Source organism: Shewanella aestuarii (assembly GCF_011765625.1).
Lineage (GTDB): Bacteria > Pseudomonadota > Gammaproteobacteria > Enterobacterales > Shewanellaceae > Shewanella > Shewanella aestuarii_A.
The window spans coordinates 411496-432991 of sequence record NZ_CP050313.1 but is presented as its reverse complement, the minus strand read 5'-3'; the positions used below and the strand labels follow the sequence as shown (position 1 = coordinate 432991).

Below are 21496 nucleotides of genomic sequence, written 5' to 3'. Positions count from 1 at the left end.
TACATAATATTACAATGCTTTGCAGGTTACATTGTTCAACTGGCGCGACTGAGCTTTGTTATCCACTATCACAAAGCATTTCCCTTGTTTGATCATTAACTGAACAGTTATCGGCATCTCATGGCTTCGTCCCATTATTAACTTACCTGCGCTATCTTGATGGGCTGTACGCTCAAGGGTTATCACACTGGTGCCACTGAAAGCTTGATCGCTTATTTGCACCGAGTCCATGGTAAGTAAACGTCCAAGCGCTGAGTTTAGCTCAGTAAAACTTGCTGGCGTTGGCGATGTCATCACAGCCGGCACGGCAACATCGTCTATGTCGGCACTACAACCGGATATGCTCAACAGTGTCGCTATACCAACAAATAAACGAACCATTATTTTGTCTCCCCCATGGTGACAATACGATTGGTGTTTAATAGATTTTGTTGACGAGTGTCTTGTAACATAAAGCCTTCATCAACAAATTGCGCCTGCACCCTTTTACGGCTTGATGCCATGGCAACCGCTGGGCATTGATTATTATCACGATAATATAAAGCCGCACTTAACAAACGCTCGTTACTATCACCTAAAGCATGGTTAAAGTCATCTTCTAGCTGACAACCCATTATTTCACTGTCTAAGGTTGGGTTAAAGCTAGGTACAAAACCATCAGAATAATCTCCAAAGCCTTTATCATTTACACCTTTAAATTGAATCGTAAAATAGGTCATGTCGCAGTTTGGCGTTGGGTAAAAACCATAAGGTTTACCGCAAGTTGTCGAGCCTAATTGAATAACCTCAATATCAATGCCGCGTAAACTATTCATTAATGCTTCGCTGGCTGAGCAAGTATTGTCTGTGGTTAACACATACACTCTATCTAAATTCAAAGTCGGTAATGCCATGCCAGCACTAAGCAGACTTGGGTTAAAACCAATAGACTCAGGAATAAACGGCATCGGCGTTAATGCTTCACCTGTAACCGGGTTAGTATTTGGGTATTTATCATTAAAACTGGTGCGTTCAAATACTTTATTATTGGTCGCATCAGCACCGGCAATCATATAACCTAACTGACTTGCTAACGCTAATAGCCCACCACCGTTGTAGCGTAAATCTAATACTAAATCGTCAATTCCCGCTTCACTCAAGCTAGTCATCGCATCAAACAAGCCACGTTCAGCCGTCGCAATATGCGAGTTAAATTGTAAATAGCCAACTTTACCGTTTGCGGTATCAATGACCTTAGTGTTTTGTACTGGGGTAGAAACCACTGTTTTGGCGGTTAACGTGACTTCTCTATCCGTTGCAGCATTTAAATCTCGAATAGTAAAAGTCACTGGCGTGCCCGCAGCACTTGGAAATAAGCCATTATTTAATACATCAATACTGGCACTATCATTGGCATTGGCCACATTCACACCGTCAATCGCCACAATAATGGCACCACGGCTAATGTTTGCATAACTCGCAGGGGTGTTAGGATCGGTATAGGCGATAGTAACTTGACGTGAAACCCCAGGTGCCGCGTTACGAAGATGCAGGTTAAAGCCATAACCGACTGAAGCACCAGACTCACTCAACTGCTCCCATTCAACTGTCGACATTTGAAAATGGTACTGATCTTTAGGATTGCCTGTGTCTGATAATTCCTCGGTGCGCAGTAACTCAAAATAGTCGGCCACAGAATAAGGCGCAGGATCACGATCAAATATTTCGTCATACCACAGGTAAGTATCATTGCTCCATGAGCGCAACCACAGCTTTTCAGCTAAGGCAGAACCAGTTTGATCGGCAGCACATTGATTAGCAAACGATGCGTAATCGTCAAATTGACCTTGGGTCCATTTAAGGGTTGGTGTCCCTGTTATTGGCTGCTGAGTTTTATCACCACTAGAATCAGAACCGCCACATGCACTAAGCCCTAAGCTAGCGGTAATAATCACTGGTATACATAAACCTTTATGAAATAACTGCATAAATATTCCTTTATTTTACTTTGTGTTAGTCATCATGATTGCAACAAAATAAGGCTACCACACAAATATATAACAAAAGAAATAGTTTCTTAACCAAACAGGCTAAGTCTGATATTTTAGTTTGTCACTCACCTAAAACGTTCAGGCTTTGCGTGTTAACTGATCCTTTATTTTGGCTTGTTGCCATTCCAGCAGTGTTAATGACTGGCATTTCTAAATCGGGTTTTGCTGGCGGCGCAGGTGGTATTACAGTGCCGTTACTGGCATTAGTGATTAGCCCTATTGCTGCTGCGGCAATTATGTTGCCGCTACTGATTTATATGGATTACCTGAGTGTAAGATCTTGGTGGGGACAACATAATTCTCGTCAACTGTGGATTTTATTACCGGCAGCCATTATCGGTATTGTGGTGGGTTATCTGCTATTTGATCAATTAAATGAGCAATATGTTCGCGCAATTTTGGGGACGATTTCACTTGGTTTTGGTGTGTATGGCTTAACCTTAGGTCAAACGTCAACAGCCACCCCCAACACACTCATTGGCCAAATTTGCGGGGCAATAGCCGGTTTTACTAGCTTTGTAGCCCATGCTGGCGGCCCACCATTAAATGCCTATTTGATCCCGCTTAAGTTGGCGAAGTCAGAATTTTTAGGAACTGCGGTGGTATTTTTTGCGGTAATTAATGCGGTTAAATTAATTCCTTATAGTCTGCTAGGACAAATCAACACCAGTAACTTAATGCTTTCAGCCATGCTCGCCCCAATTGCGTGGTTTGGCGTCAAACTTGGTTTGCGTTTGCAAGCTAATATCAATGAGAAATTATTTAAGCAAATTATCTTATGGTTGATGATTATTGTCGGGCTTAAACTCTTGTTGGAGTGAGTTTAATGCGTTAATTAAAACTCATCGATTACATGAAATGCACGGTACTCGTCATAAGCAAATTGATCTGTCATACCGCTGATATAATCAATCATCAGCCGCGATCTAAAATAAAATTCTCGACAAGTTTCATCATTAAAATACTTAGCTAATTGCTGACTTTCCATTGCCTGCTGATAAGCTGCTAAATGCTTTGATGACAGCTTTTTAAATAATCTTTTAGGGTATATAGGGATTGCAATTTGCTGTTGGGCTGGAGTGGTTGCGCCATGCAACAAAACTTCAAATTGAGCCGAGCTAAGCTCAAGCAAAGGTTTATAGCATTCCATTAACCCACTTATTACTCGATAACCTTGTAATTCGCGCGCTTCAACTTCAGGGTGACAAAATGCTTGCTCAAGCGCCACCAACTTGAAGGTTTCCACTATCATGTGATTCACGCTGTTATCTTCAATTAAGGCACTATTAAAGCTGCCATTAAACACGGCTTCAATATTATCAATAAAACGTTTCTGAGCATGCTGCGGCAAGCGGCCATTTACGCCTACCCGTAAAAAAACGAAAAACATACTGTCATTGCCTTTAGCGCTTTTGCTCGCTCGATCTAAAATAGCAGACATAACCGTTTGATCTTGAGTGCTTAACCCCGCTGACAGTAAAGCAAACTTATCTAATAAAGCCTGCTTCATTTGCTCAATGGTTAATACGCCCTTTTCAACGGCATCTTCTAAATCAGCAATGCCGTAAGAGATATCATCAGCGGCTTCCATTATGTAAGAAAATGGCGAGCGGCAAAATTCATCAATACTTAGCGCTTGTCTCAGATCGTTTATGTAGTCAACTTCACTCAGATAAAAGCCGACCTTTTTCTTTAAATAGCTATGAGGATCGCCACTGTGCTTAGCCGGTTTTAATTGAGTACCACAGCGGGTGTATTTCATAATGCCTGAAGCTTGCGAATAGGTAAGATTTAGCTTGAGTAGCGTATGAATTAATCTAATACCTTGAGCATTGCCTTCAAAATGAATTAAGTCTCGAGCCACATCCTCAGGTAAATCTTTGCCCTGATGTAGTTGATATATTTTATTAAGATTATTTTGCAACCAGTCGATTAAAGCTGCCTCACCAAAATGGCCAAAAGGCGGGTTACCAACATCGTGCATTAAACATGACATTTCAACGATGGTTTCAAGCTCTCTGGCCAAGGTTTTTAGGCCAAAATGTTGTGTATCAGCATCATACTTAGCCAAGTCATCACAAATTAACTGGCAAATATAACGGCCAACTTGCTGCACTTCTAATGAATGGGTTAAGCGGCTGCGCACCGCGGCATTGCGCTCAAGCGGGAACACTTGGGTTTTCTGTTGCAGTCGCCTGATGGCCGCCGAATTGATAATACGCCCTCGATCACTTTCAAACTGCCTTAATAACTGACTCGTGGGCGAGCCATAGCTAAAAGGTCTATCGGTTTTGATTTTAGTGTTGAAGTGTATTTTATGATTGCGGAGCATAGCGTTACCGTATTTAGCCTGTTCGGCAAATGAATTATTCACTCTACCTAGCTAACAACTATATTTCAATTAGTTAGAGTTATTCCCCACAAAACATTTGATAATTATCAACTAAAACTTTTCATAATCAATCCGCTAGAGATATAAACTAGCCTTTACTATATATTTGTCGATAATATCAATCGTCTTAAGTCATTTACGGAAACCCGTTTAGCCATGGTACGCAACAACAAACATCGTCCTGCTTATCGCCAGTTTATGGAGCAACAATCTCGGCTTGCTTATGAAGAGTTGGTGCGAAAACAATGCACAAAAAAAGCAATTATTGGCGCGTTACTTGGGGCGGCATTAGGGCTAGTGACTTTCTATTATCTAAATGAACACAATATAACTTCCACATGGATGCTGTTTGCGCCAGCCGCATTAGTGGGCGGGTTATCACGCTTATTAGGCCGCAGTTATCAAACTAAATATGCCATTTTTTGTGGTTGTCTTGCCAGCCTTGTCCATTTAGTTGGCATCATTTATATCTTTCCATTAAATATGCTTGCCATATCAACGCTACCTGTCAGCTTTATTATTGCCTTGTACCTTGGCAAGGTTCATCTCAATGAAATCCAACAACGGGCTTTATGGCGTAAAAAAATTGGCCAATTAGACTAGGCGTTAATTAAGCCAGAATCGCCGCCCTATCTCACTGATTATTTTCTCTCAGCAGTTTAGGAGGCTGACATTAACCGAATTCAAAATCGCAAAACAATAGTAAACTTATGGTGCAATCGCTGGAGCAAGGAAGAAGTTTTTAAGGTTAATGGTTGTCCGAGATTAAATCATGTTTAAAACTGATCCTCTCACGCTTAACTCTGCTAAAATATTGTGATTCATTCTATAAGTTTAAGGAATCCCCATGCGCACATCATTAACCCTAGCGGCTTCACTAGTCACTTTATTATTAGTGCAAGGCTGTAATGAACAAGCCCCGGTAAGTGAGCCTGCTCCAGCGGTTAAACCCGCAGTACAGGCACCCAAAGTGGAGGCTGCTAAGCCTGAAGTTTCACCGCAACAAGAGAGCACTATGCTTCAAGGTACAGTTAGATATATGAGTTTTGAAGGTGGATTCTGGGGCATTGAAGCTGATAACGGCCAACAGATTTTGCCAACAAATTTGGCTGCCGAATATAAGAAAGATGGTTTACGCATCAGCTTTAAAGCCAGCCCAGAAACAGACATGATGTCAATTCAGCAATGGGGCACGCTATCAAACCTAAGTGATATTGAAGTGATTGGCCAAGTTGAAAGCAAAGGCGATCCACGTATTTAAATCTGATTTCAGTTTTTGTGGTAAAATCAGCGCCAATTATCTTTCACTCAACCATTAAGGTATCGCAATGAACCCTATTCTTGCCATCTTAAAAGAACACAATATTAGTGACGCAAAAATCAATGAGCTATTTCAAACATTAACAGAAAATCCGTTAATGGCGATGAACGTTATCACTCAACTTGGTATCCCAGCTGACAAGTTACAACAGTTGATGGCGATCGTAATGCAAAACCCTGCATTGATTAAAGAAGCGGTAACAGAGCTTGGTTTAGATTTCGCTAAAGTGGAAGCAGCAAAAGCGCAATTGCAGCAATAAGGCAATTGAAATTGCCTATTTGATGCGATGGTTTATCCACGCTGATAACAATAAAAGGCGGTTGCAGAGTACTCTGCAACCGCCTTTTTTAATGGCTAAACTTAGTTTTCAGTAAGCCGTTACTTCGCTCCAGGCTCTGCAAAGCGCGTCATCCATTGCTCAACTTGGTTATACCAATAAATTGAGTTGTTCGGCTTCATGATCCAGTGGTTTTCATCAGGGAAGTAAATCATCTTCGACTCTACACCACGGGTTTGTAGGGTACGAAATAGCTCAAACCCTTGACCAACAGGCACACGGTAATCAAGCTGACCATGAACCACTAAGGTTGGAGTGTTAAAGTTTTCAGCATAATAATGCGGTGAAATAGACTGATAGATTTCAGGGTTATCCCAGTAGTTACCAAACCGTGGGCTGTGAACCGAGAAATCAGCCGCCATTTGCGAGTACATGTTATATACCGCAGCGTGGATAAATAATGCATTAAATGGCTGCTCTTTTTGACCTAAAATAATCGAGGTTAAGTAGCCACCATAGCTCGCGCCACCCGCCACTAAACGCTCGTTATCAATCCAATCTTTTTGCTTAAACCATTCAGTCGCTTTAAAGACATCTTCCAATGACTTGTTTTTCCAGTCTGGATTGATGCTATCAGCGAAGTCTTGACCAAAGCTGTTTGAGCCATGAAAGTTCGGCCACGCCGTCACATAACCCCAAGACGCAAAGGTTTGCGCATTCCAGCGGTAATGAAATCCATTAGAAATCGCATTATGAGGACCGCCGTGGATTAGCATCATTAATGGGTATTTTTTACTGCGATCAAAACCCGGTGGATAATGAACCCACATTTGAATGTCTTGATCGTTATACCCTTTATACGTCACCGACTCATAGGTGCCCATGTCGATATCCGCTAAAATCTCATCATTAAAGCTATCTAAACGAGTGCTACTGCCATTGCGTGAATTGATTTTTACCAAGCGTGCTGGGTAAGTAAAACTGTCATTCGCTGCAACTAAGGTGCCATCATTAGCTAATGCTGGCTTGCCAAAGTTAGTCTCTTTGGTTATAGCTTTCACTTTGCCATTTTTAGCATCGATATGAAAAATACGGCTTGTTGCTGCATCATCAATGGCAGCGTAAAAACCTTTGCTATCGGGTGTCCATACAAAACGCGATACGCTGCGATCCCAATCTTTGGCGATAACTTTTTCACTGCGCTTATTCACATCAAGCAAGATTAATTTGGCTGTGTCAGCATAAAAACCTTGAATACTTTGGCGGGTAAAGGCCAAGGTTTTACCGTCTGGGCTAAAGGTTGGGTTTGCATCTGGCGCTTGATTGTTTGGGGTTAAGTTTTCAACCTTGCCACTACCAATTTTTGCGAAAAAGATATCAATTTTGGCATCAACTTGGTTATCCCAACCATTGCTATTAAAAGCAATAAAACGCTCAGCAGGATCGATGTCATAACTAGATGCACTTTGCGATGAACGTGGTAACTGCTTGTTTAGTGGCTGAGTGATTGGCTCAATGTCGCCACCTTTAGCTGGAATACGAAATACATGAGCTTCACGGTCTTCATCTAACCAATGGTCAAAGCTTGAATAAGGCAGTGCATTCCATTGATGTGCTGACACTTTATTGTCTTTATCTGCTTTTAGCTGCTCGGCTATTTCATCCCAGTTTTTGCCCGGAAATACAGAGCTGATAAAGTAAATGTGCTCGCCTACCCACTTTAGCCCAAAAGCGCCACTTGGCACATCCGTTAAGCGCTGCGCTTCACCTGGGCCGTTCATCGGTAATAAATACACTTGGCCCGCTTCGTCTTTATCACGCTTACTAATAAAGGCCAAAGTATTGCTGTCTGGTGAGAATGTTGGCTCACTCACTCGCATACCTTGGGCGGTTATCGGGCGCTGGCTGTTGCCCTCTTTATCAAATAACCATAATTGAGTTGAACCTTTGTCTTCAGGCACATCATAGGTGGTTACAGGGGCAATAATGTAATCGCCATTTGGCGAAATAGTGGGGTTACCTATACGGCTCAGTTGCCACAATACATCCACTGACAAAGTTTTAGCTTGTTCAGCAAATGCAGTTGCAACTGGCATAATCATACACAGCAGTATAATGCCGACTTTTTTCACAGGTCGTCTCCTTAACTTTATAATTATTGGTTTTGCTTCAATGACAGGTGTTTCGCTTCAATGACAGGCATCATTTTGATCTAATCCCCATCATCGGGGTTAACACTTAAATAAAACTTAAACGAGAACTAGATAGGCTAAATAAAAACAAGACGCCAATCTTAAAGATTGACGCCTATAGTAATGACACATTTGTATCGTGATTACGCCAACAACTCAGCTTATAGCTGAGTGAATTGACGGATCAAGTTATGATACACATTATGCAGTTGATCTAACTCGCTACGCGCGGTGTTACCTTGGCTAATCAGTTTTTGAATGGTTTGATCCAGTTGATACAGATTTTGCCTTAAACTGCCATCAGCCACCATGCTTTGCATCCAAGTAATGGCTGCGACTCGTTCGCCACGGGTCACTGCCGTCACCTTGTGCAAACTGCTAGAGGGATACAATACCGCGTAACCCGCAGGCAGCTTAATTTGCTGCTCGCCAAACTCGGTAGCAATAATTAACTCGCCGCCGTCATACTCATCTGGCTCACTTAAAAACGTGGTCATCGACATATCACTTCTTAGCACCTCATTGGTACCCGGAATGCGCATCACTGCGGCATCTACGTGAAAACCATATTCTTCAGATATACCATAGCGATTAAAGCAAGGCGGAAAAATTTTATGGGGTAAGGCCGCCGAAACGACCTTTGGGGTGCTACCAAACTTAGCTAATAAAGTATTAGCCAGTTGGCGCACCACATCATCATTAGCATCAGCTTGATTGTTATTTTTAACTGACGCCGCCATGCCCATGGCAGTTTGTTTACCATCTAACCAAGGTGCGTCAGCTAATTGCTTCCTGAATAAACTCACTTCTTCAGTAGTCAATATTCTCTCAATAACAATCATGATAAACCCTTTAATTAAAATTCAAATGTTGCCGTTAAATTAGCGTTTCTCGCATCGCCTAAATACATAAATGAGCCTGAACGATAAGCTGCTGTCCAGTATTCTTCATCAAGTACGTTACCCACATTCAAGCGGAAGGTTAAGGCTTCTGTGGCATTGTAGTTCGCGAATAAACTCACCACTTGGTAAGCTGGCACCACTACACTGTAACGGTCATTTTCATTATCATAACCTGCTGCAGTATCAGGTTGTCCACCGTACATTTCACCTTGGTAGGTGTAACCGCCGCCGATGACAAACATGTCATTAATCTGATAACGAAGTTGTAAGTAAGCACTTTCGTCAGCAAAGTTACTCAATTTTTTACCAATATAGTCCTCATTAAATGAAGCCAGAATTTCTGAGTCCATTAATGACGCTGAAAGCTGAATACTAAAGGCATCAGTGATATTACCCACCATACCAATTTCAATCCCCTCAACTCGGTTCTTACCGGTATTGAGACTGCCTAAGGTTGAATAGCTGTCACCGACACTTTCCATCACATCATTTTTGGTAATTTGGAACACCGAGGCCGAAAACATTACGCTGTCATCAAACAACATCCATTTGGTGCCAAGTTCAATATTTTCAACCAACTCGGGATCTGCTGCCAGTACTTGCTCTGGTGTGCCACAAAGTCCACCATAGCCACAGCTTGCGCCAAGGTCTGACTCACCGCCGTTAATGTTAGTCGCGGTACTGTAACTTGCATATAGGTTGCCCGATTCAGTCAAGCTATACACTAAGCCTACGTGGCCGTTGTACATGCTGTCAGAATATTCATATAGCACATCGCCATTGCGGCTACTTGAGGTGTCGTTACTGTAGTCGAAGCTGTCGTATCTAAAGCCAAAAAATAGCTCCAAATTATCAGTAAGATTGACAGTATCCATAAAGTAAGACGAGATGGTTTCGATGTCATAAATGGCGTCTGACGGCCCTTTGGAATAAGTACGGCCCATCAGTTTGTCAATATTATCAATCGCTTCACCATTTCCATCCAGAATACAATAAGCGGGTGACTCGCCACGCCGGCCATTGATGATACAGTTAGTGGCGTTATTATTGACGATATCATAAACGCCGTTATCCACTGATTCATCGGTATATTCAACGCCAAACACCCATTTATTTTCCATTCCTAGAATATTCACATTCCAAAACAGGTTAAATTGTGTGTTCCAGTATTCAACATCTTGACGACCATTGTGGGTACTCAGCCTCAGGGTTTTAATGCCAGGCACTTCTGGGTCAGTCTCTGCGCGGGTGGCACCACTCATACCCGTGGTGATGTAGCCATTCTCAGTACGCCCCACACGAGTGGCATTGTATAAGGTTAAACTATCTGAAATCTGGTATTCGGTACGCAAAGTAAAGGTGCGTACATCTGAGCTTAAAAAGTCAGAGTCTTGGGCATAAACCGGAATATCTTCGATTGGTTTACGGGTGTCTTGGTCAAAGTAGCTACCTAAGTCCGCCACATCATCGGCTTTCATGTAGTAACCATCAAAAATAAATGACAACACATCAGATGGCTCATACACCAAAGATAATTGTGCACCTTTTCTCTCTGCGCTAATGCCCTCACGACCCGGCTTATCTTCATCTGCCAAAAGGCCATTAACACGCAAGGCCACATCCTCAGCTAGAGGCACGTTATAATCTATGGTAAAGCGGGTGTGATCGTCAGTGCCGACTGCGGCATCAACACGGCCAAAGTCATAAGATGTTGAGGCTTTTTTGGTTACACTGTTGACCGCACCACCCGATGAACCACGTCCCGCAAAAGTTGAACTTGGGCCTTTGGTAATTTCAACTTGTTCAGTTGCAAAACTCTCGCGAGTGGTCATGCCAGGATCACGAAGACCATCAACAAACACATCGCTACGCGCTTCATGGCCACGAATAATATAGCGATCACCGAAGGCATTACCGTTTTCACCCGTCCCCAAAGTCACACCCGCTTGAGAGGACAGAATGTCTTTAAGGTCGGTTAAACCAGATTCTTGAATTTGATCTTGCGTCAGAACGGTGATCATCTGCGGAGTATCGACTAGCTCTGCCACTCGGCGCTTATCACCGGATTTGTCATAAAAGTAGACTGAGCTTTTTACACCATGTACGGCGATTCGCTCGATGGCCTCTTGAGACTTATCTTTCTTACATTCGACATTTTCACTTTTAGTACAGACCTCAGTGTTGGCATCGGCAGCATACAAAGGAGCACTTAGCGCTAATGCTGTCGCGACGGCTGTTGCGCCCAAAGAGAATGGAATGGGTTGACGAGATTTCATTGGGTAAATAATCCTTTTTATTAGAGCCTAGTAAAGTACAGGCAAATCCTAACAAAAAGATTTAGATCGCGTAAATGATAACTATTATTATTTACATTTGTAAAGGAGATCACAAAAATTGCATAATTTATATTAATTGGGCATTAAAGATGATTGCGATTAAAAATAAAAACGAGGTCAGCAATAAAAATGGGCAAACAGAATTGCCTGCTTGCCCATTGGTAAATAGTATTTATCTAAGTCACTTTTTCATTCAGTAACAAATCTCATCCATAACATGCCGTGATCACAGGATGTTATTTATCTGAGTTAGTTGAGCCAATTTTATGGATGGACAAATCGGCACCAATAAACTCTTCCTCTTGGCCCAAGCGTAAACTGGCAATTTTATTCACCACACCATAAACAATAATGCCACCAATCAGTGCCACAGCAACACCAGCAACAGTGCCAACCACTTGCGACATTAAACTAACGCCACCTAAACCGCCCAGTGTTTGTTGACCAAAAATACCGGCAGCGATTCCGCCCCACACACCACATAAACCATGCAGTGGCCACACACCTAACACATCATCAATTTTGCTATTACGTTGTAATTGGGTAAACACAAACACAAATAAGCCCCCTGCTACCGCGCCAACCACAAATGCCCCAACAGGGTGCATTAAATCAGAGCCAGCACATACCGCCACTAAGCCAGCAAGCGGGCCGTTATGAATAAATCCGGGGTCATTTTTGCCGACAATCAAAGCAATAATCGTACCGCCAACCATCGCCATTAAACTGTTTACTGCCACTAAACCACTAATACCATCAAGAGTTTGCGCTGACATTACATTAAAACCAAACCAACCAACAATTAGCACCCATGACCCTAGCGCCAAAAATGGAATGTTAGATGGCGCAAACGCGACTCCCGGTTTACGACCACGGCGAGAACCCAACAAATAAATGGCCACCAGCGCTAACCAACCACCCATACCATGCACTACAACTGAGCCAGCAAAATCATGGAACTCAGCGCCAAAACTCTCATTTAACCAGGCCTGAAAACCAAAGTTGCCATTCCAAATCATCCCTTCAAAAAACGGATAAACAAAGGCAACAATTAAGGCTGATGCAAACAAGAATGGTCTAAAGCTACCGCGTTCAGCGATACCACCAGACACAATGGCAGGAATCGCAGCGGCAAAGGTGAGCAAAAAGAAAAACTTCACTAAGTCGTAGCCATGATTAGCCGTTAACGCTTCGGCACTAAGGAAGAAATGGCTGCCATACGCGATTTGGTAACCAATCACAAAATAGGCCACCGCCGAAAAGGCAAAATCCGTTAGAATTTTCACCAGCGCATTGACTTGGTTTTTATGCCTTACTGTCCCCACTTCTAAAAATGCAAAACCGGCATGCATTGCCAGCACCATAATTGCACCAAGTAAGATAAACAAGGTGTCCGCACTTTGTGCAATCACACCAATTGCATCACTAATGTTGTTCATGCCTGTCCCCGAAAATTATTCTTTCATTTAATTCAGTACCTTATAAAAGCAAGAATTATTCCTTTGTTAAAATAATTTATCGTTTTTTGTACCAGATTGGTGCAAGGGATTGATGGTTATGATGAATTTTTTTAGCAAAACAGCCAAATGCGGGAAAAGGAAGGCGATAAACTGGCTATAAAAAACCATTAGCGTGCTTTTACTGCACCATTTTGATCCACTGCTTCATATCACGCCTTCAAATGGTGCGCGCCTATAACGGCTAAATTTGTTGTGTTCGCCAATCTGCCACCATGGGATTGTTACAAATATTGTCACTGAATAAGCATTCCTGTACAAAACTGTTAAATATTTGCTAAAGTCACGCCAAATTTAATTTGGGAGGGGATTACTTTGTTCAAAGAACGCTTTAAGGATGTCAATCTCAAAGGAGATTTGTTTGGGGGTGTCACCACCGCAATTATTTCCTTACCTTTGGCTCTGGCATTTGGTGTTGCCTCTGGTGCCGGTGCAGAAGCTGGTCTCTGGGGTGCTATTTTAGTTGGTTTTTTTGCGGCTTTATTTGGTGGCTCATCTACCTTGATCTCTGAGCCTACCGGGCCGATGACAGTGATCATGACCGCCATTTTAACCACCATGGTAGCTAAATACCCTGAGTCTGGTATGGCGATATCCTTTACCGTTGTCATGATGGCCGGTGGCTTCCAGTTTTTAATTGGCACCTTAAAGTTAGGAAAATATGTCACTTTAATGCCATACAGTGTGGTATCAGGTTTTATGTCTGGTATCGGGGTGATTTTAATCATCTTGCAGCTATCACCACTATTAGGCCATGCCGCGCCCTCAGGTGGGGTCATCGGCACCTTATCTGCCCTACCAGATCTTCTGACAAACATTAAATTGAGTGAGCTATTATTGGGTTTGCTCACCTTAGCCACCTTGTTTTTATTTCCAAAAAAATACCGTAAATATGTACCTGCTCAGCTTGTTGCCTTAGTGGCAATCACTCTTATCTCGGTCATTTTTTTCGACACAGAAAGCATTCGCCGCATAGGTGAAATTCCTGCGGGCTTACCGTCTCTGGTGATTCCTCATATTAACGCTGACATCTTTATGACCATGGTGATTGACGCACTCGTATTAGGCACCCTAGGTTGTATCGACACCCTCCTTACTGCGGTAATTGGCGACTCTCTCACCCGTAAAGAACATGACTCAGATAAAGAGTTACGTGGTCAGGGGATAGCTAACATGATTTCAGGTTTATTTGGTGCGCTTCCGGGTGCTGGTGCCACTATGGGTACAGTCACCAATATTCAGGTAGGGGCTCGATCACCTGTATCAGGTATTACCCGCGCAGTGGTACTGGCGTTAGTGGTGCTTGTTGCCGGAGGCTTAACCGAACCCATCCCAATGGCGGTATTAGCGGGTATTGCGGTTTATGTCGGCTTTAACATTCTTGACTGGAGCTTTATCCAACGGGCTCATAAAGTCAGTGTTCAAGCTATGGCCGTTATGTATGGAGTAATGATATTAACAGTATTTGTTGATTTAATTATCGCAGTAGGCCTTGGGGTGTTTATTTCTAACATCTTGATTATTGAACGCTTGAGTCGAGAACAAGCTCGACAGGTCAAAGCCATCAGTGACACAGACCAAAACGTAGTTCCGTTAACGCAAAGCGAACGCGGCTTACTCGATCAAGCTAATGGCAAAGTGTTGTTTTTCTATCTATCTGGGCCGATGATTTTTAGTGTGTCGAAAGCCATTTCACGCCAACACACCAGTATTGCCGATTATGAAGCAATGATCCTCGACTTAACCGACGTGCCTATGATTGATGTCACTGTAGGATTAGCACTAGAAAATGCCATTAAAGATGCCCAAGATGCTAATTGTGAAGTGTTTTTACTTTGCCCGAATCTACACACAAAAGAGCAACTGCAAAAGTTTCATGTGATAGATTCATTACCCATAGAGAACACCTTTTTGTTCCGTTATGAAGCATTGCAAGCCGCACTTAAGCACGTTAACACTAAAACCGAATCAAACCTGCTAACCTGAACCGAGTAGCACAGCATAATCAATAAAACAGCAGACCATAGTATGTTAATACTATGGTCTGCTGAAAGTTGCTATAACCCCCTCTTGTTAACCCGCCTTTCTAGCAAGCACACCCTCTTAAAGTGGGGTGAGTTTCAGTTGCTGGCAAATATCACTCGCCAGTACAACCCGCTGAGTTTGCGCAAGTTGATAACCCACTGATGCATGCCAATTAACAGCGGTAATCGCAGCGTCGACAGCTGACAAACCTTGGGCAATCAGTGCCGCAATCATGCCAGCTAAACAATCGCCCATTCCCGGTGTTGCCATAGCAGGTGTTCCCGCATGACAAAAGTTAACGCCCGCTTGATGCGCCACTATGGTGCCTGCGCCTTTTAACACCACCACAGCTTGATATTTTTCATATAACGCCAGCGCAGCCACAAGCCGATTAGCCGTCACTTCGGCAGCGGAAATGCCTAATAAATCAGCCGCTTCAGCTTCATGTGGGGTGATTACCCAATTGGCAACGGTTTGCTGGTGCTTAGCCAGATAACGCAATGCGTCGGCATCTAACACACCTAAACCTTGCCGATTGCAGTGCATAGGATCAAGTATGCTTGTCATCACCCTTCGCGCATGTTCGCTACGCCCAAGGCCCGGCCCCACTACCAAAACCGCCTTACTCGCTAATACACTATGAATGTTGTCAGCAAACATAATCTCAGGCGATTGGGCTAAAGACGCAGCAAAATGACTGGGGTCACATTGCAAATACACCCGTCCTGCTCCCGCATGCAGGGCCGCTCGGCTAGCAATTATCGCCGCGCCCGCCATATTGCCTATTCCCGCAATAACACTGACATTGCCATGGCAACTTTTATGGGTATTGCCAAAACGACAAGGCAGACGAGTAAAACTGGGATCATATTGCCAACGGCTTGTCTTCGGCGCAGCACTACTTGCTTTATCGTCAGTAGCCAAAACAACATCGGTCTCAACCCCTAAACTATCTAACGACAATTCACCGCAATTTGCAGGGCCATTTGCCGTCAGTAAACCGGGTTTGTAGGCAATAAAACTATGGGTTGCAGTGGCTTTCACGCAAACAGGCATTGGCTGCCCCGTATCGGCATCTAAGCCACTGGGGACATCAACGGCATACACCTGCTGAGCATTCGAGTTAATAAAATTGATTATGTCGATACCCGCCTGCGACAACGGTCGGGCTAAACCACTACCTAATAGTGCATCAATAACCACTGGGTAGGTTATTTTGGCTGTAGGGGAAAACTGATAAGAAAGAGTCTGTAAACCAACAAAAGCCTGAGTTAACTCAGCTTGAGTAGCATATATCTTGCCACCCTCAGCAAGGTACTCATGCATAGCTTGAGCAGCATCTAAGCCTTGTTTGGGCAGGCCAAAAGGAGCAAAAACTAAGACTGGCTTACCCGCTTGTTGCAATAATTTAGCAATATAATACCCATCGCCGCCATTATTGCCCTGACCAGCGACAACAAGGATCGGCTGCCTGATATTAAAGGCGGCTTGATAGCGATGCACAAAACTAGTGGCAGCACTAACCATCAGCGGCCAAGTGCTACCACCATGGGTTAACGCCCACAGCTGTTCAGCTTCTCGAACCGTCTTTGCTGATAAAACCGCTGGATAAGTCGCCATAAATGCTGTCCTTGATACCTAACTTAAGAGTTAAACCAATCACGATAAGTAAGTGATCAAGAATAGCGTAGGAATAACGCTGTTATCGAGTGTTTTAACAAGCTAGGGTGATCAGTTATTTATTACGATTGGTATTAACTATACAAGAATTTTACCGCCATCATAATGATGATAACGAGGTTATAGGCACTTATGGCGTAGTGGGATAACTCACTACACTCAGCGATGAAGGTAAAAGGGATAAATATCAAATCTATTAACATCGATGACTTAATAGCATTGATTTACCAAAAAACCATAACAGCACTGAGCGATTAACCCGTAATAGGCTTTTGTCCTGAAGAAATAGACGCTGCACTTTTTATCAGCATATAAATACTGGTTGCGGTTAAACACACACCTAGATAAACCACCAGCGCATCACTGGCATCGCTAAATGAGGTTGCCATTAATGGCCCTAATACCGAGCCAACGCTATAACACAACAGCATAAGCTCGGTCACTGACACCATTTTTTCGACAGGCATAGTATCTGAAGCCAAGGTTATGGCGACCGGATACAGAGCAAAACTGCTGGCACCTAACAGCAATAAACTCAGCGCCATTAACATTAAGCTTGATGACTCAAGCAAGCCCACTACCGCCACACATCCCAGCAAACAAAAAACCGCCATTAACAAGCTTTTACTCATGCGGGTTGAAAGCGCACTTGCAAATGGTTGCACAGCCATCCCCCCTAAAATCACACTGGCCATCAATAGCCCTGTGTGTTGAGAAAAGGCCGTGGCTTGCGATAAATACAAGGGTAAAAGCCCGTAAATAGGACCTAATAATAACCCTGATACAACACAGCCCATAATCGCTGGACGATTAATCAGCTTAAGCTCTTTACGATTAATGGTTTGTAATTCATGACTAATGGGTTGGCCGCCTTTTAGCAATAAAGGCGCTAATGTCGCTAAAAATAACAACATTAATACTGCCATATACGGCACCATGCCTTGGGTGCCAAACACTGAAATAGCCAGCTGTCCTGCAGCACTGCCGCCATAAAGCGCGATCATATAAAGTCCAAGACGCTTGGCACGCTTTTTAGGGCAATCGGCCATTAACAACCACGACTCTACCACCACAAAAACCCCAGCAATGGCTAAACCCGCAACAAATCTAGCCGCCAACCATATAAGACCATTAGGCAATAACAGCATGACAACAACGGTTAACGCCACCAGAGTTAAAAACAAAATAAATGCCCGTCGATGCCCCATAAGCTTTATTACCCGTTGAATACAAGTTGCACCAATTAACAGGCCAAAATAAAACACGCTGGCTAACCAAGGTGCTAATGACTCACTAATAGCAAAATAAGCTAAAGATAACGGAATAAGGCTCATTAAAAAGCCAGAGGCTACAGCAAAAAAAGTTAAGCCAATAACTGGCGTAGCAATACTGCTTAGTGCACTTTCAGAGGTGATATTTGACAATTTCAGACAACTTAAATTGAAATTTTGACGGGTTGATATGCGCTTGTCGGCTAAGAGGCTAAAATCCCCAAAGACTTTCGGCGGCGAATGTAATATTGACCACAAATTAAGTAAAGCGAAAATAGGAGCAAAAGCCCATAATTGGCGTAAAATAAATCAAAAATGCAGAATAGATCAAATTTACAGGCCATATTTACAGCAATAAATAAAAAATAAAACCTCTAAAAAATGAGTTCATGTCTTTTTACATGAATAAAAAATTACACTTAACTTACATAAATCAGCCATAAAATGCAGAGTTAACTGCCAATATTAGCAACTCAAGCTAACTTTAAAAGCCAAAGCTTTAATAGACCATGTTTACTCTTCTGATTATTTACGTAAGAGTCAATTCCCAATGATTCAGTAAGCAATTAAAGCTGTGCATACTCAACAAGCATGAAACACCAAGACGATGCCCGACACCACCAGCAGGTAGCTAGTTCATCCCCTAAAATAGTCTCAATGACAGTAAATAAGCGATGAAAAAATTACGAAGTAAAATACATGATCACAAGGTAGATTTTTATGATAAGTCGTTATTCTACAATCTAAAAATCAAACGCTGTTATCGAGTCTTTCCTCAAGCGAGAATGAACAGTTATTTATTACGATTGCGATAACCATAACTAAAACTAAAGAAGGGTTTAGAGAACCAAAATACCTGTTAATAATCACAAGAAACCGATTATTAACAGGTCAAAGGTGAGTGGTGATAAGCCAAAGATCAACTAACCAAGGTTGCGATTAACTGAACCTCAGTAATCTAGCGCACCCAGCGCATAAGCTCATTAGCATCACTGACGGCAAATTTTCTTTTAATCAACTTGCCTGAAGGATCAAACAGCAATAGTTCGGCAGAGCTGGCGCGATAGTTAGCAATTAGCTTGTCGCCATCAGGCGTTCCGGCTCTAGCAAGCAAAAACAACACGTTATCACCAAGGTGTGCGCGCGCCTCATTCATTTGTTCAGTTTGACTATTGCTCACCGCAAGCCCTGCATCATAAACAAATACAACCGCAGGCTTACCTTTACCTATGTCTTCATGAGTGGTTTTAAAGCCCTTTGGCATAACCATCACAACTAAGCCAATCACTGCCACTATAATGGCAATAACACTGATAGCAGCCAAGGGCAATTTACGAGCCGAGCTTGATTGAGGTGTATCCATAATGAGTCTCTTTTTACCTGTTGAAATATAAATCAATTATACGAGTGTAATGAACAAACCTGAGGCCGAGATTAAAAATGACGCTAATATACCCAAAAATGAATCCGTCAGCCATCAACCTACTTGCCAGTCAACGTTAGCACAGTTAAAGTGCATGCTGTTTTGGTTTGGCGAACATCAGCCTGTTTTGTTTTTAGCGTATTTAATTTAAAGGTTAACTATTTTTATGGAACAAGTGTTTGAAAAATTAATGTATGCATCACGCTGGATCATGGCACCTATTTATTTAGGCCTAAGCCTTGTCTTATTGGCGCTAGGTATCAAATTCTTTCAAGAGATTTTTCACATCCTACCCATGATCCTAGAAATGAAAGAAGTTGACCTGATCCTTATTACCTTATCACTAATCGATATTACGTTAGTGGGTGGTCTTTTGGTGATGGTGATGTTTTCAGGCTATGAAAACTTCGTCTCACAGCTTGATGTGGGTGAAGACAATGAAAAACTCAGCTGGCTAGGCAAAATGGATTCTGGTTCATTAAAAAACAAGGTGGCAGCGTCCATTGTGGCCATATCGTCAATTCATCTACTTAAAGTGTTTATGAATGCCGAAAATATCGATAACGACAAAATCATGTGGTACTTACTTATCCACATCACCTTTGTATTATCAGCCTTTGCGATGGGCTACTTGGATAAAATTAGCCGCACAAAATAGCAATGCTTATACCTGTTAAGTTGACTTAACAATCTAAATAAAAGCCCCAATACCATTAAGTATCGGGGCTTTTTTTATTTGCTAGCATGTAGACATTAACCAGCTCTACAAAACAGCTTGTACTCTAGCCTCAAAGCAAACCATAGCTAGCAGATAATGACAGTTACAAAATCATCTCAGCCAGCACAAATCCGATTATCACTGAGCTCACAATCGACACCACACCGGGTATCACAAAAGGATGATTAAATACCCAATGGCCAATACGGGTTGATCCTGTGTCATCCATTTCAACTGCCGCCAGCAAGGTGGGGTAAGTTGGCAATACAAATAAAGCACTAACCGCAGCAAAAGATGCTATAGCCGCCTCAGGACTCACCCCAAGCATAAAGGCCGATGGCATTAACGCCGCGGTCGTTGCTGCTTGTGAATACAGCAACATGCTTGCTAAAAACAAAATAATCGCCAACATCCACGAGTGCTCTTCTAGCAAACCACCCGATAACGCTTTAATTTCTTCTAAATGACCTGCAACAAAAGTGTCACCTAGCCAGGCTACGCCCAAGACACAAATACAGGCACTCATCCCCGACTTAAACGTCGCGGCATTAAGCACCTCGGCTGTATCAATCTTACAAAACAGGGTAATCGCCGTTGCTGCCGTTAACATAAACACCATAATGGCTTCATTGCGTGGCAATGTTGGATTATCAATCAGGCCGACAGCATCACTTATCGCGGTTGCATAAAACACCACCGCCACAATCGCCACCAAAAACACTATCACCGAGCGCTTAGCCCCTGCAGGTAACTCAGTGTTAGTGCTGTCGCGCTTGCTTACTAACCCGTGGGCTAAACGGTCTTGATAAACAGGATCATCTTGCAACTCTTTGCCCATAAATTGGGCAACAAACGCACCAATCATACAAGCAATAAAAGTAGCGGGAATACAAATCATCAATAAACTGATATAGCCCACGCCTTTGCTTTCAAGCATGCCGCTCATTAGCACCACCGCAGCTGAAATAGGTGAGGCTGTAATCGCAATTTGAGAGGCAACAACCGCAATACTTAATGGGCGCGAGGGACGAATCCCTTGCTCTTTGGCCACCTCAGCAATAACGGGTAAGGTAGAAAACGCAGTGTGTCCCGTACCGGCAAACAATGTCATGGTATAAGTGACAATCGGCGCTAAAAAAGTTACCTGCTTTGGGTTTTTACGCAAAACACGTTCTGCAATATTGACCAAAAACTGCAAGCCACCAGCCACTTGCATGGCCGCAATAGCTGCAATAACAGACATGATGATCAGGATCACATCAATTGGAATGGTGCCCGGTGTCATCCCTAAGCCAAGCGTTAACACCAACACACCAAAGCCACCAGCAAAGCCAATTCCAATGCCGCCAATTCGTGCACCGATAAAGATGGCAACCAATACCACCAGTAACTCAATTGATACCATAAATCCT

Annotated in this window: 17 protein-coding genes; 6 read left to right on the top strand and 11 right to left on the bottom strand. The window is 42.9% G+C overall.

What is annotated here, in order from left to right; translation table 11 throughout:
* Positions 1-9 precede the first annotated feature (9 nt).
* Complete coding sequence (locus HBH39_RS02040) at positions 10-381, bottom strand: hypothetical protein (protein WP_167675144.1); 372 nt, start codon at positions 379-381, stop codon at positions 10-12.
* On the bottom strand, positions 381-1967 hold the full coding sequence (locus tag HBH39_RS02035) for a S41 family peptidase (RefSeq protein ID WP_167675142.1): 1587 nt from the start codon (positions 1965-1967) through the stop codon (positions 381-383). Before HBH39_RS02035 ends, HBH39_RS02040 begins: the two co-directional genes overlap by 1 nt.
* A gap of 152 nt (positions 1968-2119) precedes the next feature.
* Here HBH39_RS02035 and HBH39_RS02030 point away from each other — a divergent pair, with 152 nt between their 5' ends.
* A complete protein-coding gene (locus HBH39_RS02030) occupies positions 2120-2851 on the top strand; it encodes a sulfite exporter TauE/SafE family protein (protein WP_167675140.1) in 732 nt (243 codons plus the stop codon).
* A 14-nt stretch (positions 2852-2865) separates the two neighbouring features.
* Here HBH39_RS02030 and dgt read toward each other — a convergent pair whose 3' ends face one another.
* Positions 2866-4362 carry a dGTPase gene (gene dgt / locus HBH39_RS02025; RefSeq protein WP_167679925.1) on the bottom strand — a complete coding sequence of 499 codons (1497 nt, stop codon included), beginning with the start codon at positions 4360-4362 and terminating at the stop codon, positions 2866-2868.
* A gap of 216 nt (positions 4363-4578) precedes the next feature.
* On the opposite strand from dgt, the gene HBH39_RS02020 reads away from it, so the two are divergent.
* The 3 genes from HBH39_RS02020 (at position 4579) to HBH39_RS02010 (ending at position 6002) form a co-directional block, all read left to right on the top strand.
* Positions 4579-5025 (top strand): hypothetical protein, encoded by a 447-nt coding sequence (locus HBH39_RS02020; protein WP_167675138.1) that lies wholly within the window; start codon positions 4579-4581, stop codon positions 5023-5025.
* Between the two features lie 244 nt (positions 5026-5269).
* On the top strand, positions 5270-5683 hold the full coding sequence (locus HBH39_RS02015) for a hypothetical protein (protein ID WP_167675136.1): 414 nt from the start codon (positions 5270-5272) through the stop codon (positions 5681-5683).
* Positions 5684-5750: 67 nt separating this feature from the next.
* Complete coding sequence (locus HBH39_RS02010; RefSeq protein WP_167675134.1) at positions 5751-6002, top strand: DUF2999 family protein; 252 nt, start codon at positions 5751-5753, stop codon at positions 6000-6002.
* A gap of 119 nt (positions 6003-6121) precedes the next feature.
* Here the strand turns inward: HBH39_RS02010 and HBH39_RS02005 are convergent, their stop codons facing one another.
* From HBH39_RS02005 to HBH39_RS01990, 4 genes are all read right to left on the bottom strand, one after another.
* Complete coding sequence (locus tag HBH39_RS02005; protein ID WP_167675132.1) at positions 6122-8152, bottom strand: alpha/beta hydrolase family protein; 2031 nt, start codon at positions 8150-8152, stop codon at positions 6122-6124.
* Between the two features lie 221 nt (positions 8153-8373).
* Positions 8374-9054, bottom strand: a complete 681-nt coding sequence (locus tag HBH39_RS02000) for a Fe2+-dependent dioxygenase (RefSeq protein WP_167675130.1) — start codon at positions 9052-9054, stop codon at positions 8374-8376.
* 14 nt (positions 9055-9068) lie between these two features.
* A complete protein-coding gene (locus tag HBH39_RS01995) occupies positions 9069-11390 on the bottom strand; it encodes a TonB-dependent receptor (protein ID WP_167675128.1) in 2322 nt (773 codons plus the stop codon).
* 296 nt (positions 11391-11686) lie between these two features.
* Positions 11687-12889: an ammonium transporter gene (locus tag HBH39_RS01990; protein WP_167675126.1), complete on the bottom strand. Its 1203-nt coding sequence runs from the start codon at positions 12887-12889 to the stop codon at positions 11687-11689.
* Positions 12890-13282: 393 nt separating this feature from the next.
* Between HBH39_RS01990 and HBH39_RS01985 the strand changes: the two genes are divergently transcribed.
* Positions 13283-14953: a SulP family inorganic anion transporter gene (locus tag HBH39_RS01985; RefSeq protein WP_167675124.1), complete on the top strand. Its 1671-nt coding sequence runs from the start codon at positions 13283-13285 to the stop codon at positions 14951-14953.
* Positions 14954-15070: 117 nt separating this feature from the next.
* On the opposite strand, the gene HBH39_RS01980 is transcribed toward HBH39_RS01985, so the two are convergent.
* The 3 genes from HBH39_RS01980 to HBH39_RS01970 all read right to left on the bottom strand — a co-directional run bounded on the left by HBH39_RS01980 (position 15071) and on the right by HBH39_RS01970 (position 19306).
* Positions 15071-16612: an NAD(P)H-hydrate dehydratase gene (locus HBH39_RS01980; RefSeq protein WP_167675122.1), complete on the bottom strand. Its 1542-nt coding sequence runs from the start codon at positions 16610-16612 to the stop codon at positions 15071-15073.
* 314 nt (positions 16613-16926) lie between these two features.
* Positions 16927-18096: an MFS transporter gene (locus HBH39_RS01975; protein ID WP_167675120.1), complete on the bottom strand. Its 1170-nt coding sequence runs from the start codon at positions 18094-18096 to the stop codon at positions 16927-16929.
* An 805-nt stretch (positions 18097-18901) separates the two neighbouring features.
* Complete coding sequence (locus HBH39_RS01970; protein ID WP_167675118.1) at positions 18902-19306, bottom strand: hypothetical protein; 405 nt, start codon at positions 19304-19306, stop codon at positions 18902-18904.
* Between the two features lie 226 nt (positions 19307-19532).
* Between HBH39_RS01970 and HBH39_RS01965 the strand changes: the two genes are divergently transcribed.
* Entirely contained in the window at positions 19533-20024 is a 492-nt protein-coding gene (locus HBH39_RS01965) for a TIGR00645 family protein (protein WP_167675116.1), read from the top strand.
* 163 nt (positions 20025-20187) lie between these two features.
* Here HBH39_RS01965 and HBH39_RS01960 read toward each other — a convergent pair whose 3' ends face one another.
* A complete protein-coding gene (locus HBH39_RS01960; RefSeq protein ID WP_167675114.1) occupies positions 20188-21489 on the bottom strand; it encodes an anaerobic C4-dicarboxylate transporter in 1302 nt (433 codons plus the stop codon).
* Between the last annotated feature and the right edge of the window lie 7 nt (positions 21490-21496).

Excerpts from the sequence above, each read along its gene's own strand:
- HBH39_RS02000 (WP_167675130.1), bottom strand. The coding sequence starts at position 9,054 with ATGATTGTTATTGAGAGAATATTGACTACTGAAGAAGTGAGTTTATTC.
- HBH39_RS01960 (WP_167675114.1), bottom strand. The coding sequence starts at position 21,489 with ATGGTATCAATTGAGTTACTGGTGGTATTGGTTGCCATCTTTATCGGT.
- HBH39_RS01970 (WP_167675118.1), bottom strand. The coding sequence starts at position 19,306 with ATGGATACACCTCAATCAAGCTCGGCTCGTAAATTGCCCTTGGCTGCT.
- HBH39_RS02035 (WP_167675142.1), bottom strand. The coding sequence starts at position 1,967 with ATGCAGTTATTTCATAAAGGTTTATGTATACCAGTGATTATTACCGCT.
- HBH39_RS02040 (WP_167675144.1), bottom strand. The coding sequence starts at position 381 with ATGGTTCGTTTATTTGTTGGTATAGCGACACTGTTGAGCATATCCGGT.
- HBH39_RS02020 (WP_167675138.1), top strand. The coding sequence starts at position 4,579 with ATGGTACGCAACAACAAACATCGTCCTGCTTATCGCCAGTTTATGGAG.
- HBH39_RS01995 (WP_167675128.1), bottom strand. The coding sequence starts at position 11,390 with ATGAAATCTCGTCAACCCATTCCATTCTCTTTGGGCGCAACAGCCGTC.
- dgt (WP_167679925.1), bottom strand. The coding sequence starts at position 4,362 with ATGCTCCGCAATCATAAAATACACTTCAACACTAAAATCAAAACCGAT.
- HBH39_RS02010 (WP_167675134.1), top strand. The coding sequence starts at position 5,751 with ATGAACCCTATTCTTGCCATCTTAAAAGAACACAATATTAGTGACGCA.
- HBH39_RS01980 (WP_167675122.1), bottom strand. The coding sequence starts at position 16,612 with ATGGCGACTTATCCAGCGGTTTTATCAGCAAAGACGGTTCGAGAAGCT.
- HBH39_RS01990 (WP_167675126.1), bottom strand. The coding sequence starts at position 12,889 with ATGAACAACATTAGTGATGCAATTGGTGTGATTGCACAAAGTGCGGAC.
- HBH39_RS02015 (WP_167675136.1), top strand. The coding sequence starts at position 5,270 with ATGCGCACATCATTAACCCTAGCGGCTTCACTAGTCACTTTATTATTA.
- HBH39_RS01965 (WP_167675116.1), top strand. The coding sequence starts at position 19,533 with ATGGAACAAGTGTTTGAAAAATTAATGTATGCATCACGCTGGATCATG.